This is a genomic window from Rhodoferax ferrireducens (assembly GCF_049302455.1).
In the GTDB taxonomy this organism is placed as follows: Bacteria; Pseudomonadota; Gammaproteobacteria; order Burkholderiales; family Burkholderiaceae_C; genus Rhodoferax; species Rhodoferax ferrireducens_B.
Genome location: NZ_JBAQMD010000108.1, coordinates 1 through 14,691 on the forward strand (window position 1 = coordinate 1; position 14,691 = coordinate 14,691).

The following is a 14,691-nucleotide window of genomic DNA, read 5'->3' on the forward strand; positions in this document are numbered from 1 at the left end:
TGCGGCTGGGTCCAGGCCAAGGCCGCGCGCCTGCTGAAGATATCGCCACGCCAGATGGGCTACGCGCTGCAAAAAAACGGGATTGAGGTCAGGAAATTTTGAAGCGTCCTGGATGGGCCATCGCGTCGGACATTGCCAGAGCGCTCAATGTCCTCCCCGTTTGGCACGCGGGGACTCAAGCTTTGGACGGCAAAGCTTATCGACGCACGAGGACCATTGAGTCGTTAGAATTATGTAAATTGTAAACTCAGAGTTTAGAAATTACATATATGTTACCCCGACACCTGCAAGCACATTTGGAAACCCTATTGGCTCATTTTCCTTGTGTCGTGCTGACCGGGGTGAGGCAATGCGGCAAGACGACCTTGCTGGGCACATTGCCTGGCACTTGGCAGCACTTCGACATGGAGAACTCCGCCGATCGGCAGCAATTGCTGGCCGACCCGGATTTATTCTTGCGTTTGCACCCCAACCGGCTGGTGATCGATGAAGCGCAACTGGCGCCTCCCTTGTTTTCGGCATTGCGCGTTGCAATCGACCGAGATCGTTCCAAAAAAGGTCGATTTTTATTGTCTGGCTCCAGCTGCCCGGAGTTGGCTCGGCAGATGTCCGAGAGCCTGGCCGGACGGGTGGCACGTATCGAGTTGGCACCCTTGAGTTTGGCGGAGGCGTGGCAGCTGCCTGCATCCAGCCTCTACCGCTTGCTCACCCAGAATGCGCCCATGCCCGACATTTTGGCCGCCGCCGCTGCGCGACTGACCGTGCAACAGGTTCAAGACTACTGGTTTGCCGGTGGCTATCCAGAGCCCTGGTTGAGTGACAGTGAGGAGTTCCGCAGCCTTTGGGCGCGCCACTACATTGACTCGTATCTGCTCAGGGACATTGGTGCCCTGTTTCCCAACCTGAATCGGGATCGGTTTCGGCAATTTATCACCCTGCTTAGCCAGCACTCCGGCAATATCCTCAATAACGCTGACATCGCCCGCACCTTGGGTGTCAGTGAGCCCACGGTGCGCGACTGGCTGGGCATCGCCCATGACACCTTTTTGTGGCGGCATATACCGGCCTGGGATCGCTCCACGGCCAAGCAACTGGTCAAGCATCCCAAGGGCTTTTTGCGCGACAGCGGCTTGTTGCATCGGTTGCTGCGCATCCCGGACACCACGCAGCTGGCCACCCATCCGGTAGTTGGCAAATCTTGGGAGGGCATGGTGGTGGAAACCTTGCTCAGGGGGTTCGAAAACGCCGGGATAGAGGTGCAGCCCTTTCATTACCGAACCCGTGGTGGTGCCGAGATCGACCTGATTCTGGAAGGTCAATTTGGCACTGCCGGGCTATTGCCGATAGAAATCAAACTCACACCACACTCTGACCAGCGAGCGCTGCGTTCCCTGACGGAATTTGTCACAAGCCAGAACTGCCAGCTTGGGCTGGTGATCAACAACGACGAACGTCCGCGTTGGCTGAGTGAACGCATTCTGGCCGTTCCAGCCGCCAGTCTCTGACCCAAAACAAGGAAGCCAGCGTCAAGCCCCATCCCCCACCGACAGGCGCTTGTGTCATCTTTGTCGCATCACTGACAGCAGACCGTGAAATGGCACGGCGTGCCAGCCAGTCCTATGTGCCACATCCTACAAAGCCAAGGCAAAAACACCGGTTTTCGGATGGCATGAATATAGCTATAGAACCCTTATGCGGCCATGGTCGGTCGCGAAAAGGGTTTCCATGCAAGCAAGCGCGCACCGCGATTCCAGCCCGGCTAAGACCTATGTCAGCATTGGTCAGATCAAATCACTAGGAACCAAGCTAGACCTGCCAGAAGCAGGAAGCGGCTGCGGTACGCAGGGCGGCGAAGGCAAAGCCAGTTGCGGCACGTCGTCCGGCCCGGACGACATGCCTCAAGAGATCTGGGACAAGGTCAAGAACCACCCTTGCTACTCCGAAGAAGCCCACCACCACTACGCCCGCATGCACGTCGCCGTCGCGCCGGCCTGCAACATCCAGTGCAACTACTGCAATCGCAAATACGACTGCAGCAACGAATCCCGTCCGGGCGTGGTGTCGCAAAAACTCACGCCCGAGCAGGCGGTCAAGAAAGTGGTGGCCGTCGCCAGCGAAATTCCACAAATGACGGTGCTGGGCATTGCCGGGCCCGGCGATGCGCTGGCCAGCCCGAAGAAAACCTTTGATACCTTTCGTATGCTGCAGGAGCAGGCCCCGGACATCAAGCTGTGCCTGTCCACCAACGGTCTGGCACTGCCGGATATGGTGGACGAAATCTGCAAGTACAACATCGACCACGTCACCATCACCATCAACATGGTGGACCCGGCGGTCGGCGAAAAAATCTACCCGTGGATATTCTGGAACCACAAACGCGTCACCGGCTATGAGGCCGCCAAGATCCTGCACGAGCGCCAGATGCTGGGTCTGGAGATGCTCACCGCGCGCGGCGTGCTCACCAAGATCAACTCGGTGCTGATTCCCGGCATCAACGACGAGCACCTGATCGAAGTGAACCGCGAGGTCAAGAAACGCGGCGCCTTCCTGCACAACATCATGCCCCTGATCTCCGAAGCCGAGCACGGCACCGTGTTCGGCCTGACCGGCCAGCGCGGCCCGAGCGCGGCCGAACTCAAGGCGGTGCAAGATGCCTGCATGGGCGGCGCCAACCTCATGCGGCATTGCCGCCAGTGCCGCGCCGATGCCGTCGGCCTGTTGGGCGAAGACCGCAGCGAGGAGTTCACGCTCGACAAACTGGAACAGATGGAAGTGGTCTACGACCTCGACAAACGCAAGACTTACCAGGACAAGGTCGAGGTCGAGCGCCAGGCCCAGCACACCGCCAAGCAAGAGGCCTTAGCCACATCCAGCGCCATCAAGGTGGGGGACGATCTCCAGGTCCTGGTGGCGGTCGCCACCAAGGGCGGCGGCCGCGTCAACGAGCACTTCGGCCATGTCACCGAATTTCAGGTGTTCCAGGTCTCATCGACCGAAGCGCTGTTTGTGGGTCACCGCCGGGTTGACCAGTATTGCCAGGGCGGCGTCGGCGACGACGAACAACTGCCCTCGGTCGTGCGCGCCATCAACGATTGCCATGCGGTGCTGGTGGCCAAGATCGGCGCCTGCCCGAAGGACGATCTCATCGCAGCCGGCATCGAACCGGTCGATCAGTATGTCGGCGAGTTCATCGAGAAAGCCGCGCTGGACTGGTTCAACGACTACCGTGCCCGCATCGCCAGCGGTGCGATTGAGCACCAGCACCGCGGCGACGCGCAAATCCGCCAGGGCGCCTACACCAACCTGGCCAGCGGCATCGCCCTGGCTGCCTGAATTCCATTCACCCCTCAACCTTACTGGAGAGCCACCATGCCCATGAAGATCATTGCATCCACCTGCACCGCCTGCTCTGCCTGCGAGCCGGAATGCCCGAACGTCGCCATTCGCGAGAAAAACGGCACTTACGTCATTGACGTCAAAAAGTGCACCGATTGCGAGGGTCACTTTGATGAGCCTCAGTGTGTTGCGGTCTGTCCAGTGGACGGCTGCATCATCAAAGTCTGAACCCACTCAACAGGACTTTCAACATCATGTTGCCCAACGTCACCATCACCCCCGCTGCGGCGAAATTCATCAACCGCATCGTGCGTTTCTCCGGCCTGGCCGCAGGCGCAGGCTTGCGCCTGGCCGTGACCCCGGGCGGCTGCTCGGGCTACTCATCCGAGTTCAGCGCCGAGGCCGCGCCCCAGGCGGGCGAGCAGTTGCTGGAGGTCGGTGGCGTGCGCCTGTTCCTGGGCGCCGAGAGCCGCTTGATGCTCCAGGGCATCACGATTGACTTCACCGAAACCGCCACCCAGTCCGGCCTGTCCTTTATCGACCCCAACAAGGAAGCCTGCGCCTGCAGCAGTGCCGAGACCGCACCCAAGGTCGGCGTCACCAAGATCGAGATCAGTGCCATAGGGCGTGGCCGTCCAACGGCGCCCATCCTGGCCTCCTGACCCGCGCAGGCATCACCATGGATGCGATCAGCCCAAGCTTTGATGACGACTGGTCGGCCTTTGCCGCCAGCGCCCTCGGCGGGGGCTTGAGCCCGCAGGTGGAGGCGTTGATCGCGCAGGCCGGGCTGTTGCGTGATCGTCCACTGGAGGCACTGCCCTTGCTGCAGCACGTCCTGGTACGCCGCGAGAAGGGCGATGACAGCGAAACCGGCACGGCCTACCCGGTACGCGGGTGGATTGGAGGCGCCCATGGCTGACATCAACCGCGACGACGACGTGATCGAACTGGCCTCCCCGCCGCGCTTCAGCTACGGCGAGCGGGTGGTGGCGCGCTCAGTGGTCCGCAACGACGGCACCTACAACGGCAAAGACATCGGCGAGGTGCTGGTGAACAAGGGCGAGATCGGCTACGTCATCAACATCAACACCTTCTTGCAGCAGTTCTATATCTACGCGGTGGACTTCGTCGAGTCCGGCCACCGCGTCGGCATGCGGGCCAAGGAGATTTGCACGCTGGACAACCTGCCCGACGACGTGCTGGAACAGCTGGGGGAAAAGTCCGCCGCGCTGCAAGTACTCGGATCTGCCACATCGTTGATACCTTGCGGGACAGACCGCAGTACACGAAGTGAACAAGCTCTGTCCTCAACTGACTAAGGAAATCATGAATGCCATGACCGGTATCGAAACCCGCGAACCCGCCTATGCCTGGGGCCAGCGCGTTATTGCGCTGGACGATTTGGTGAACGACGGCAGCTACCCCGAACGCCCGGTCGATGCGATGCTGGCGGCACGCGGCTCGGTCGGCGAAATCGTCAATGTAGGCCATGCGCAAGAGTTGAACGAGCCGGTGTACCTGGTGCAGTTCGATGGCTGCGTGGTCGGCTGCCTTGAAATTGAACTGGTTCCCGCGCCGCACGGCCTGCTGCCGGAGACCGAGGAACTGATGTGAACAGGGCCGCGGCTGCTGTAACTGCGCCGGCCCGTGGCCAGGTGCGGGACTTGATGCAGCACCGCCTGGAGCGGGCCCTGCGGGAACGCGTGCGTTACCGCTATGTGCAGCCGCGCGTGTTGCGTGAAGGCGGGAATTTCCGTATTCAAAGCCCATGCTGCTCGCGCAATGTGGACCCCAGCGGCGGCCTGATCGATATTGCCTTGCTGATCCCGCATGAGGGCGGACGCTGGTGCCTGTGTGCGCGTGACCACGTCAACAACACCTGGGTCTCGCGCTTTCAGAACGAGCCGCTGGATGTCTTGCTGGACGCGCTGTGCATAGACACCGAGCGCGAGTTCTGGCCCTGAGCCAAAGCGCGGCCGCCACCATGATTTACCTCGACCACAACGCCACCACGCCGCCCGCACCAGCGGTGCTCGCCGCCATGTTGCCGGTGCTCTCCAGCCTGTGGGCCAACACCTCCTCGCAACACGGGCTGGGGCAAGAGGCCAAACGTGCCCTGAGTGCGGCGCGCGCAACGGTGGCACGGGTGCTGGGCTGCAAACCGGTGGAGGTGATTTTTACCAGCGGCGCGACCGAGGCCAACCACATGGCGATGCGCGGGCTGCTCGCCATGGCGCCGCCCGAGCGTCGGCGCGTCGTGTTCAGCAGCGTCGAGCATGCCGGCCACCTGCGCCTGGCGCGCGCCCTGGCGGCAGCCGGTGTACAAGTGGACTTGCTCCCGGTGCTGGCGAACGGCACGCTCGATCTGCAGGCAGCACAAGCGCTGATCGGCCCGGACGTGGCGCTGGTCTCGCTCATGGCGGCCAACAACGAGACCGGTGTCCTGATGCCGGTGGCTGAGGTCGCGGCACTGACGCAGGCGGCCGGCGCACGGCTGCATGTGGACGCGACCCAGTTCATCGGCAAGCAGCCGTTCAATTTTTCTACCTGGGGTGCGGACGCGGTGTCGCTGTCGGCCCACAAGCTGCAGGGTCCGAAAGGCGTCGGCGCGCTGCTGCTGCGCCAGGGCGTTCCGTTTGCACCGCAGACGCTGGGCAGCCAGGAGCGCGGTCGGCGCGGCGGCACCGAGAACCTGGCCGGCATTGTGGGCCTGGCAGCGGCGCTGGAACTGTTGGGCGACGTCGCCGCGGAGGCCGCGCGCGTGGCCCAGCTGCGCGACGCGCTGGAGATTGGACTGACCCGTGCGCTGCCGCAGACGCACATCTGGTCCCGCGCTGTGCCGCGCCTGCCCGGCACCAGTTATCTGCGTTTTGGCCAGCTGTCGGTGGATGTGGTGCTGCAACGGCTGGAGCGCCTGGGCGTGGCCGCATCCAGCGGCGCGGCTTGCTCCTCGGGCGGTAGCGAACCCTCGCATGTGCTGACGGCGATGGGCGTGCCGGCCGATGAGGCACTGGCGGCGGTACGCCTTTCCCTGGGGCGAACCAGCACCCAGGAGGACGTGACCTATTTATTGAATGCGCTGCCGCCATTGTTGGCACCGCTCTTGCATGAAGAAGTGCTGACTGCTCCTTAAAGCGAACCCTTGAACTTATGTTTACCCCTACCAGGAGCCGATGATGAAACTAATGATCCGCAAAGACAGCAAGGGCACCTTAACCGGTTACGTGCCCAAAAAAGACCTGGAGGAACCCATTGTTTCCATGGCCAACCCCGGCATGTGGGGCGGGCTGGTGACCTTGGCCAACGGCTGGCAGTTCGATCTGCCGGCCATGCCGGCCGATACGCCGCTGCCCATCACGGTCGAAGCGCGACGCCTCGCGTTAACTGAGGATTGAGGAGACTGATCATGGCAATGACCGCTGACTACCTGCGTCATGCTGGCGAAGTGATCGGCGCGGCTTCGTCGCTGCGCGACGCGGCGGCGATCTGGCGTGCGCGCGATCCCTCCATGCGTGTCGTGCTGGTCGATGCGATGGACATGTCCGACGAGACCCCGGCACTGATGCTGGGTCGTCGGCGCGTCTATCTGGCCACCTCCAACGGCCATTGCTGGTCCATCACGCAACAGCCTTCCGAGGCGACGGCGCTGATTCTGACGCAGGACTAGCCATGGAAATCGATGTCATCTCCCTGTTTGAGCCCGAATGCGGCGACCGCGAAATCGAACTCGCGTGCGCCGTGCTGCAGTCGGCGCATTGGGGCGATGGCCCGATGCTCGAATCCTTTGAGCAGGCCTTTGCGGGCTGGGTCGGACGCAAGCACGCGGTGGCCGTGGGCAGTGGCACGCTGGGCACCTGGATTGCACTGCGCGCTTTGGGCATCGGTCCCGGCGACGAGGTGATCTGCAGCTCGCACGCCTGGCACCAGGTGGCGCAGGCCATCACCTTGACCGGCGCCACGCCGGTGTTCGCCGACATCAACTACTGGACCGGCAGCCTGAGCCCTGAAAAAGCCGCACTCAAGATCAGCCCGCGCACCCGCGCCATTCTGGCCGGCAACACCAACGGCCACCCGGCGGACTGGGCACCGCTGCGCGCCCTGGCCGATGCGCATGGCCTGAAGCTCATTGAAGACAGCAGCGAAGCCCTGGGCTCGCGTTACAAGGGCCAAACCGTGGGCACCTTCGGCGACGTTTCGGTGTTCGACTTTTCGGCGCCATCGGCCCTGTGCACCGGCGAGGGCGGCATGCTGGTCACCGATGACGATGACCTGGTGCACGAGTTGCGTTACCTGCGCCAGCGCCGCATCGCGGACCGCAGCTCGGTCTCGGTCGGCTCGCGGGTGCCGCTACAGGCCGGCATGAGCGAGCTCACCGCCGCGCTGGGGCTGGCCCAGCTGGCGGGCCTGGACGAGCGGCTGGCTGAACGCAAGCAGGTGGTGGCCTGGTATCAGGAACACATGCAAAGTTTTGAAGGCGTCAAGCCGCCCTACATCAGCGAGGACGTGGACGAAGTGCACTGGATGCTTTATGTAGTGCACCTGGGCAAGCGCTTCTCGGGCAGTGCCCGCGCGCAGATGATCGACGACCTGCTATCTTGCGGCATTGAGGCCGTGGCCTACAGCCATCCCCTGCACCAGCAATTTTTCTACATGAACAGCGGCGACGCGATCGGCCGCCAACGCGGTCAACTGCTGCGCGACACCGACCGCATCAGTGACCGCGCGCTGGCGCTGCCGCTGCACACCCAGCTTGATGAAATCCAGGTCAAGTACATCGTCACCACGCTCAAGGACACCGCGACCAACGTCGGTGCCGGGGCGGCCATTTACCTTTAAGGACTTCACCATGACCGCTTCGAACCACGACTTGATCAACGAGATCGCCCGCAGCCTCGACACGGGCGCCATCATTCCCTATCTGGGGCCCAACATGCTGTCGCTGTGCAGCGAGCTCAAGGTGCCCGCCACGCCGCTGGCGTTGGCCGAGAGCATGACCGGCAAAGTCAGCGTGCCGCACAAGATCCGCAAGCGCCTGACTCAGGCCGCGCAGTTCATCGAAAACTTCAAGCACCGCAAGTCGGTGGTGCATCTCATGAACGAGGCTTTTGCCAACACGCCGGCGCCCTCGCCTTTGCATCTGGCGCTGGCCGCCAGCGGCGCCGAGCTGTGGGTGGACACCTGGTATGACGACACCTTGGCCGCCGCCCTGGCGCAAGTGGGACCCCAAGGAAGCTGGACGCAGGTGCAGGGTCTGTCGCAGTCCGAGCATTTTGGCGATTGGACCGGCGTCTACGGCGACGATGGCGGTTTGCTGGCAGAGATGCCCAAAGATGGCGCACGACTGCTCTACAAGCCCATCGGCAGCCACAGCCCGGCCGGCAACTACTTGGTCTCGGACAGCGACTTTGTTGAAGTGCTGACCGAGATTGACATCCAAACCCCGATTCCGGCCGCCGTGCAAGCCTGGCGCAGTGGCCGCCATTTTCTGTTCCTCGGTTGCCGTTTTGACGACCAGCTGACGCGCTGTTTTGCGCGCCAGATCATGAAGCGATCCTCCGACCGCCATTGGGCCGTGCTGCCTGACGAGCCGACCCGCATGGAAGCGCGCTTTCTGCAAGAGCAGAACATCACCCGCATTGACATGCCGTTGGCGCAGTTTGCCGAGGCTTTGATGGAAGCCATGCAACCGGCCCTCGCCGCCTGACACCTTTCTCTTGTTTCCCTTCCTTTCCCAACTCACTCAAAAATCATCATGACCACCCTCTCTACCCCCGACGCGACACAAACCACCCTGACGACCATGACCGTCATGCCGTCCGGCAAGTCCTATGAAGTTGCCACCGGCACCACCTTGCTGAAAGCCCTGCAAGCCGCCGGCGAGCCCATCAAGACCAAATGCGGTGGCGAAGCCAAGTGCGAAGCCTGCCACGTCTTCGTGACGTCAGGCCGCAAAACCCTGTCCAGGATCAAGCCCGCAGAAAACGAAAAACTCGACGGCATGGTCGGCATCAGTTCCAACTCCCGGCTGGCTTGCCAGGCCGTGATCGGTACCGAGCCGATCACCGTGGAATTGATTGCCTGACGCCGACACCATGGCCGCGCCGGTACCGCTCCCCGTGAGCCGGGTATTCGATGTCGCCATCGTCGGCGCCGGCCTGTGCGGTTTGGCGCTGGCGCGCCAACTGATCGCGCGTGGCCTGGAGGTGCAAGTGGTCGAGGCGCGCGAACGTCTGGGCGGGCGCGTGTTCACCGCGCACTGCCAAGCCACGGGCCAGGCGCTGGACCTCGGTCCGACCTGGTTTTGGCTTGAAACCGAGCCGCGCATCGCCGCGCTGCTGACCGAACTGGGCCTGGCCAGTGGGCCGCAACATGACCCGGGTGACGCGCTCTGGCTCACCGACCCCAACCGCGAACCCGAACGCCGCGTCGAGCCCGGCGGCGTGCATGTCGGCGCCCACCGCATCCAAGGCGGTGCGGCCCGCCTGGTCGAGGCCTTGGCGGCCACGCTGCCGGACGGCTGCGTGCGCACCGGCCTTGCCGTGCAAGCGCTGCGCGATCGGGGCACCTTCATCGAGCTGCTGCCAAGCACCGGGCAGCCGGTGCGGGCACGCCAGGTGGTGCTGGCCCTGCCACCGCGCCTGGTGCACGAAAAGATTCAATTTGATCCGCCGCTGCCCCCCGCCGTGTGGGAGACACTGGCGGCCACGCCGACCTGGATGGCGGCGCAGGCCAAGGCAGTCAGCACGTTCGCACAGCCGTTTTGGCGCAGCGCCGGCCACTCGGGCAATGCCTTTGTGCGTCATGCGCAAGCGGTGCTGGGCGAGGTGTTTGATGTCAGCGAAGGCGAAGGCGAAGCCGGCGCCCTGGGCGGCTTTGTCGCTTTGAACGCGGCGCAGCGCGAACACTTCAAGCGTGGCCTGCCGCTGCTGATCGACAGTCAGCTGACCCAGCTGTTCGGTCCCGAGGCGCAGGACGGCCACCTGTTCTGGCTGGACTGGGCGCAAGAACCCTGGACCTGCAGCGCCACCGACCGCGCCAAACCACCCGAGCCACCGCAGACCGATCCCCTGCTGCGTCAGCCGCTGTGGGCGGGCCGGGTGTTCCTGGGCGGCAGCGAGACGGCGGCCCACGGGGCCGGCCACATGGAAGGCACGCTCGAATCAGCCGACCGCATTGCCCATGCCGTGTGCCGACCCAACGCCAACGTGTGCAGCACCCCCGTGCCAGCGGCCTTGCATCAGGCCGGTGTGGCCGACGGCACACGCGCCCACGCCTTCGGGACTTTTTCCGCCAGCGTGCTGGCGCTGCGTGGGCGAGCGCCGGAACGCTACCGCCTGCATCTGACACGATTGCTGTCGAGCCAGCAGACCGAGCTGCTCACGCAGCGCGCCTTGCTGGCCACGGCCGACCTGGTCTACAGCGAGACCCTGGCGCGGCTGGACCAGCTGCTGCCGGCACTGGATGCCGCCAACGCCGAGATCGTCAATGGCCGCCATGCGCTGACCAGCGCGCTGCTAGTCCTGTTCGAAGGCTGGAACAAAGGCTTGCTGGATGCGGCGCTCAGCTTTAACGGCACCTCCTGCGCGCTGTCCAATTTTCCGCAGGAACACCGGCCCGATGGCGAGACGCTGCGCGCCATCACGCTCGATCTGGCCGCCGCCTGGCGCGAGTTCGCGCTGGAACTCAATACCCGACTGCTGGTGGAAGCCAGCAGTGCGGCCATTATTTAAAGACCTATGACGCACATCATCAACACGGCCCTGCTGGGCCTGATCGAACAGGCCGGCACCGCGGTCGCCACACTGATCGAGGGTCTGGAACGGGACGAACTGCTGCGCTCGCGCCTCACCCGCGTCGAGGTGCTGCGCCAGTTGAAAACGCTGGCCGACAGCGTTGGCCAGCTTGAACCCGCTGCGCGCTCCGAGATGCCAGAGCTGGACTGGGACGGCTGGGACGCGCTGCGCCCGCGCTTTTCGGGCCTGATCGGCGAGTCGTTGGACGAGGCGTTGTGGTTTGCCTGCGCATCCCTGGTGCCCGCCACCCTGCTGTGGCTGCGCGTCTACCAACAGAGTCAGCCGGCGCTGTTTCGAATGACGGCGTGAGCAGCGGCGCAGGCGGCGTGCGAACTGCTATAAATAGATGCCTATGAAGTACGCAGTCTTCTTTCGCAACGTCAACTTAGGTCGACCCAAGTCCCCCAGCAAGACCCAGCTTGAGCGAGCCTTCCTGGATGCCGACGCGGTTGAGGCGCAGTCTTTTCTCACCAACGGTACGATCGTCTTCACAGCTAGGCCAAGGTCCAATCCAACCAGGATTCTTACTGCGGCGGCAGAACAACTCCAAAGCGAATGTGGCCTCGTAGAGCCAGGTTTCCTGAGGTCGCTGGCGTATTTACGCGAGCTCATCGCGCTCGATCCATTCGTTTCGGTTGATCAGAGCGCCGTCTACTCATGCTGCGCAACGTTTCTCCATGCAAAGGTCAGCGCCCTTCCGGCCGTGCCACTGGAGTCCAAGCGCAAGGATGTTGAAGTGCTTCGTTTTACCAGCGGCGAGGCAATGAGTGTCTGCCGAAAGATCGGAAATACACCAGGCAGCCCGAATGCCTTCCTGGAGAAGCTCTTTGATCTCCCGGCTACCACGCGTAACTGGAACACGGTCATTCGTTTGGTAAAAAAGCATGCTTGAGCGGTCATCGACGCCGACCTGTGACCCAGGTGTCCTGGTTGCGGTGGTCGGCCTGGAACTGCGCGCGCCTGCTGACCGTACTGGCCCGTCCGTTTGACGAGCAGAAAGGCGCAGAACACCATGCCGCGCCGCAGGCGGAGGGGGGAACTGGAAGTTGGGTGTTCGGCTTGGATGGCGCGCGAACAGTGCTACATATTACATAGCTACCAGCTCATGCTGCATGCGGGCTAGAGGCTGTTTCCGTATAAATTAAGGCCAACACGTGCCAGCAACCGAACTCATCGTCACATGGATTGGCAAAGTTGGCGACAAAGAATTGCGGGCTCAAAAACAATCCACTGTCTTCAAGATCACGTAGCCTGTGTCTACCTCTGGAGGCATCCAATCGGCTGCGTCACGGCTTCCAACCATTACCCAAACAGGCCCGGCTCCGGGTCTGTTGCCCGAAATTTTGTCCAGCGACTTTCAGTCTTGAAGAGCTGGTCACCATTGCCTATGCCGCCAAATCGAAAGTGAGCGGCGGAGCCAGGCGGGTACCCGCAACGCAGCGAGAACGGTCGGTCGCCAATGGCAGCTTCAGAGCATCTCAGTTCGCCAATGTCGTACAGGTTCAATCATGCGTCTGGCGGGATGAATCAAACCGCACGCGTTGGGTTACGAGGACACATGCAAAGTCTTGTTCTCGCCCCGCCCGCCTTCGTCGAGCGCGGGAAGTGGTATACAACCCTCACGTCTAGGTCCACAATGGTTGCACCTGTAGAGGGTTTAACAACCGAGTGCTAAGAGGAATACTGTCATGAATAAGAAACTCGCCGCAGCCATTACCGGAATAATTCTCACGGCCTCATGTTCTCTATCAGCGAATGCTCAAGACCTTAAGGCTATATTGCTCAAGCCTGCCAATGGGTGGGTTATGGAATGGAGCAATCCCGATACACGCAACAGCGGAGTGACCGACGCCATATTTGCGGATCGCGGGGAAGACGTTGTCGCGAAGCTCAGTATCACCGCGACGGGTGCAAACACCAGGGGTCTTATGAATTGTGAGCGCAATGTAACGATTACTGCGGACACCATCAGTCTTGACCTTTGTAGAGATCGAAATCTCGTACTTATTTTCGATCCTAGTGATACGGTCTACCCACTTAAGTCAAAACATAGATCTGAGAATGGCTATGTGTATAAGGCCAAGGCCAAGTAGTTGGTGACAACAGTCGAGCGCATCCTGTCCTGATCTAATAACTTCGTACACACAGATAGGTGGAAATCACCTGAGAAAATAAACGTGACGAAATCAAAACGAAGAGTCTTTGACGCGAGCTTCAAGCTGCAAGTCGTTGAAATGATCCGGGCCCAAGGCCTGAGCATTGGGCAGGTTTGTCGGGACATGAAGCTGGGCGAGACGGCCGTGAGACGCTGGCTCGCGCAGGTTGATGCCGAACAACTCGGCCAGCCAGGCATCGGCAAGCCATTGACCGCTGAGCAACAGCGTATCCGCCAGCTCGAAGCCGAAAACCGGCAACTGCGAGGCGATGTGGATATCTTAAAAAAAGCATCGGCCTTCTTTGCCCGGGAACTGCGATGAGCTTCCAGCTTGTCGAGCAACTGCAGCAGAAGGCCGTGCCGGTAAACCAAATGTGCCGAGTCTTGGGCATTAGTCGCTCAGGCTATTACACAGCCCGCAAGCGCGACCAAGCCCAGCTTGTGGTTTGCGAAGCCAGCGTGCACATGAAGGCTGCGTTTGCTGCGAGTGGCGGGGCCTATGGGAGTCGTCGTTTGCGCACGGCAGTGGCCTCGCGAGGGATCGTGATTGGCATCTACCGCCTGCGCCGTCTGATGCGCAAGCACGGACTGCGCTCGGTATGGAAGCGCAAATTCGTGCACACAACCGACAGCCGTCATGCGCTGCCGATTTCGCCTAAGGCAATGCTGATTAAGGTCAGCGCAGACCGGTTCTAAAACATTAATAGCCAATGAAACAGCAAACCCTTGCCATGGCAGCCGATCAAGGATCGGGATTCGAGCAACACCGCAAGCCCACGCGGCGAGAGGAATTTCTCAAGACGATGCAGGCCATCGTGCCGTGGTCGGCGTTGTGCGAAGTTATTGAGCCGTACTACCCGAAGGCTGGCAATGGACGCCCACCCATTGGGCTGGAGCGCATGCTGCGCATTCACTTCACTCAGCACTGGTTCAACCTGGCTGATCTGGCCTGCGAGGAAGCGCTGTACGACAGCGCCAGCCTGCGTCGCTTCGTGGGGATCGATCTGGGCCGCGAGCCGGTGCCCGATGCCACCACCATGCTCAAGTTTCGCAAACTCCTCAACGACAACAGACTCGGTGAAGCTCTGTTTGCTCAGGTGGGCCAAGTGCTGCAAAGCAAAGGGTTCAAGGTCAACACCGGAACCATCGTGGACGCCACCATCATCGGCGCGCCCAGTTCGACCAAGAACGCGGACAAGGCGCGTGACCCCGAGATGCACCAAACCCGCAAGGGTCAGCAATGGTATTTCGGGATGAAATGTGGTCGACCACATTTCATGCCTAATGTGGCGTTGGTCCATATGTGGCGGCCGGCGGCATCGGCCTTGGGAGGTCCGTCGCTGAGCACCACATAAATTTCACCGGCCGCGTAGAGTCGGGTCCCTTCATTTCATAAGGGGATCTGAA

At 61.9% G+C, this 14,691-nt stretch carries 21 protein-coding genes and 1 pseudogene; all 22 read left to right on the plus strand.

The window, feature by feature from the left end; all coding sequences use genetic code 11:
* A partial coding sequence (locus WA157_RS17885; protein ID WP_422622276.1) for a helix-turn-helix domain-containing protein occupies positions 1–102 on the plus strand: 102 nt, incomplete at its 5' end.
* A gap of 206 nt (positions 103–308) precedes the next feature.
* Positions 309–1,505 (plus strand): ATP-binding protein, encoded by a 1,197-nt coding sequence (locus tag WA157_RS17890; protein WP_422622256.1) that lies wholly within the window; start codon positions 309–311, stop codon positions 1,503–1,505.
* A 220-nt stretch (positions 1,506–1,725) separates the two neighbouring features.
* A complete protein-coding gene (gene nifB, locus WA157_RS17895) occupies positions 1,726–3,333 on the plus strand; it encodes a nitrogenase cofactor biosynthesis protein NifB (protein ID WP_422622257.1) in 1,608 nt (535 codons plus the stop codon).
* Positions 3,334–3,369: 36 nt separating this feature from the next.
* The gene (locus WA157_RS17900; protein ID WP_422622258.1) at positions 3,370–3,564 is read left to right on the plus strand and encodes a 4Fe-4S dicluster domain-containing protein; all 195 of its coding nucleotides are present in this window, start codon (positions 3,370–3,372) and stop codon (positions 3,562–3,564) included.
* 26 nt (positions 3,565–3,590) lie between these two features.
* Positions 3,591–3,998, plus strand: coding sequence for a HesB/IscA family protein (locus tag WA157_RS17905; RefSeq protein WP_422622259.1), 408 nt, complete (start codon positions 3,591–3,593; stop codon positions 3,996–3,998).
* Positions 3,999–4,015: 17 nt separating this feature from the next.
* Positions 4,016–4,255 (plus strand): hypothetical protein, encoded by a 240-nt coding sequence (locus tag WA157_RS17910; protein ID WP_422622260.1) that lies wholly within the window; start codon positions 4,016–4,018, stop codon positions 4,253–4,255.
* Positions 4,248–4,655 carry a nitrogen fixation protein NifZ gene (locus WA157_RS17915; protein ID WP_422622261.1) on the plus strand — a complete coding sequence of 136 codons (408 nt, stop codon included), beginning with the start codon at positions 4,248–4,250 and terminating at the stop codon, positions 4,653–4,655. The genes WA157_RS17910 and WA157_RS17915 overlap by 8 nt, the downstream gene beginning before the upstream one ends.
* A 7-nt stretch (positions 4,656–4,662) precedes the next feature.
* Positions 4,663–4,950, plus strand: a complete 288-nt coding sequence (locus WA157_RS17920) for a nitrogen fixation protein NifZ (protein WP_422622262.1) — start codon at positions 4,663–4,665, stop codon at positions 4,948–4,950.
* Positions 4,947–5,300: a hypothetical protein gene (locus WA157_RS17925; RefSeq protein ID WP_422622263.1), complete on the plus strand. Its 354-nt coding sequence runs from the start codon at positions 4,947–4,949 to the stop codon at positions 5,298–5,300. The genes WA157_RS17920 and WA157_RS17925 overlap by 4 nt, the downstream gene beginning before the upstream one ends.
* 20 nt (positions 5,301–5,320) lie before the next feature.
* Positions 5,321–6,469: a cysteine desulfurase family protein gene (locus WA157_RS17930; protein ID WP_422622264.1), complete on the plus strand. Its 1,149-nt coding sequence runs from the start codon at positions 5,321–5,323 to the stop codon at positions 6,467–6,469.
* Positions 6,470–6,512: 43 nt separating this feature from the next.
* Positions 6,513–6,731 carry a putative nitrogen fixation protein NifT gene (gene nifT / locus WA157_RS17935; protein WP_422622265.1) on the plus strand — a complete coding sequence of 73 codons (219 nt, stop codon included), beginning with the start codon at positions 6,513–6,515 and terminating at the stop codon, positions 6,729–6,731.
* 11 nt (positions 6,732–6,742) lie between these two features.
* A complete protein-coding gene (locus WA157_RS17940; RefSeq protein ID WP_422622266.1) occupies positions 6,743–7,003 on the plus strand; it encodes a hypothetical protein in 261 nt (86 codons plus the stop codon).
* A 2-nt stretch (positions 7,004–7,005) separates the two neighbouring features.
* On the plus strand, positions 7,006–8,172 hold the full coding sequence (locus WA157_RS17945; RefSeq protein WP_422622267.1) for a DegT/DnrJ/EryC1/StrS family aminotransferase: 1,167 nt from the start codon (positions 7,006–7,008) through the stop codon (positions 8,170–8,172).
* A 10-nt stretch (positions 8,173–8,182) separates the two neighbouring features.
* Positions 8,183–9,040, plus strand: coding sequence for an SIR2 family NAD-dependent protein deacylase (locus tag WA157_RS17950; RefSeq protein ID WP_422622268.1), 858 nt, complete (start codon positions 8,183–8,185; stop codon positions 9,038–9,040).
* 48 nt (positions 9,041–9,088) lie between these two features.
* Positions 9,089–9,418 carry a 2Fe-2S iron-sulfur cluster-binding protein gene (locus WA157_RS17955; protein ID WP_422622269.1) on the plus strand — a complete coding sequence of 110 codons (330 nt, stop codon included), beginning with the start codon at positions 9,089–9,091 and terminating at the stop codon, positions 9,416–9,418.
* Positions 9,411–11,066: a flavin monoamine oxidase family protein gene (locus WA157_RS17960; protein ID WP_422622270.1), complete on the plus strand. Its 1,656-nt coding sequence runs from the start codon at positions 9,411–9,413 to the stop codon at positions 11,064–11,066. Before WA157_RS17955 ends, WA157_RS17960 begins: the two co-directional genes overlap by 8 nt.
* A 6-nt stretch (positions 11,067–11,072) precedes the next feature.
* Entirely contained in the window at positions 11,073–11,438 is a 366-nt protein-coding gene (locus tag WA157_RS17965) for a hypothetical protein (protein WP_422622271.1), read from the plus strand.
* Positions 11,439–11,481: 43 nt separating this feature from the next.
* A complete protein-coding gene (locus WA157_RS17970) occupies positions 11,482–12,021 on the plus strand; it encodes a DUF1697 domain-containing protein (RefSeq protein ID WP_422622272.1) in 540 nt (179 codons plus the stop codon).
* A gap of 796 nt (positions 12,022–12,817) precedes the next feature.
* Positions 12,818–13,222: a hypothetical protein gene (locus WA157_RS17975; RefSeq protein WP_422622273.1), complete on the plus strand. Its 405-nt coding sequence runs from the start codon at positions 12,818–12,820 to the stop codon at positions 13,220–13,222.
* Positions 13,223–13,306: 84 nt separating this feature from the next.
* Positions 13,307–13,606, plus strand: coding sequence for a transposase (locus WA157_RS17980; protein ID WP_422622274.1), 300 nt, complete (start codon positions 13,307–13,309; stop codon positions 13,604–13,606).
* Positions 13,603–13,980, plus strand: a complete 378-nt coding sequence (locus WA157_RS17985) for an IS3 family transposase (RefSeq protein WP_422622275.1) — start codon at positions 13,603–13,605, stop codon at positions 13,978–13,980. The genes WA157_RS17980 and WA157_RS17985 overlap by 4 nt, the downstream gene beginning before the upstream one ends.
* Positions 13,981–13,994: 14 nt before the next feature.
* Positions 13,995–14,543, plus strand: a pseudogene (locus tag WA157_RS17990) (IS5 family transposase); the annotation flags it as partial.
* Between the last annotated feature and the right edge of the window lie 148 nt (positions 14,544–14,691).

What these genes read in the sequence shown, in the direction of transcription:
- WA157_RS17955 (WP_422622269.1), top strand. Translation starts at nt 9,089, where the DNA reads ATGACCACCCTCTCTACCCCCGACGCGACACAAACCACCCTGACGACC.
- nifT (WP_422622265.1), top strand. Translation starts at nt 6,513, where the DNA reads ATGAAACTAATGATCCGCAAAGACAGCAAGGGCACCTTAACCGGTTAC.
- WA157_RS17985 (WP_422622275.1), top strand. Translation starts at nt 13,603, where the DNA reads ATGAGCTTCCAGCTTGTCGAGCAACTGCAGCAGAAGGCCGTGCCGGTA.
- WA157_RS17940 (WP_422622266.1), top strand. Translation starts at nt 6,743, where the DNA reads ATGGCAATGACCGCTGACTACCTGCGTCATGCTGGCGAAGTGATCGGC.
- WA157_RS17965 (WP_422622271.1), top strand. Translation starts at nt 11,073, where the DNA reads ATGACGCACATCATCAACACGGCCCTGCTGGGCCTGATCGAACAGGCC.
- WA157_RS17930 (WP_422622264.1), top strand. Translation starts at nt 5,321, where the DNA reads ATGATTTACCTCGACCACAACGCCACCACGCCGCCCGCACCAGCGGTG.
- WA157_RS17950 (WP_422622268.1), top strand. Translation starts at nt 8,183, where the DNA reads ATGACCGCTTCGAACCACGACTTGATCAACGAGATCGCCCGCAGCCTC.
- WA157_RS17900 (WP_422622258.1), top strand. Translation starts at nt 3,370, where the DNA reads ATGCCCATGAAGATCATTGCATCCACCTGCACCGCCTGCTCTGCCTGC.
- WA157_RS17910 (WP_422622260.1), top strand. Translation starts at nt 4,016, where the DNA reads ATGGATGCGATCAGCCCAAGCTTTGATGACGACTGGTCGGCCTTTGCC.
- nifB (WP_422622257.1), top strand. Translation starts at nt 1,726, where the DNA reads ATGCAAGCAAGCGCGCACCGCGATTCCAGCCCGGCTAAGACCTATGTC.
- WA157_RS17975 (WP_422622273.1), top strand. Translation starts at nt 12,818, where the DNA reads ATGAATAAGAAACTCGCCGCAGCCATTACCGGAATAATTCTCACGGCC.
- WA157_RS17920 (WP_422622262.1), top strand. Translation starts at nt 4,663, where the DNA reads ATGAATGCCATGACCGGTATCGAAACCCGCGAACCCGCCTATGCCTGG.
- WA157_RS17915 (WP_422622261.1), top strand. Translation starts at nt 4,248, where the DNA reads ATGGCTGACATCAACCGCGACGACGACGTGATCGAACTGGCCTCCCCG.
- WA157_RS17970 (WP_422622272.1), top strand. Translation starts at nt 11,482, where the DNA reads ATGAAGTACGCAGTCTTCTTTCGCAACGTCAACTTAGGTCGACCCAAG.
- WA157_RS17945 (WP_422622267.1), top strand. Translation starts at nt 7,006, where the DNA reads ATGGAAATCGATGTCATCTCCCTGTTTGAGCCCGAATGCGGCGACCGC.
- WA157_RS17905 (WP_422622259.1), top strand. Translation starts at nt 3,591, where the DNA reads ATGTTGCCCAACGTCACCATCACCCCCGCTGCGGCGAAATTCATCAAC.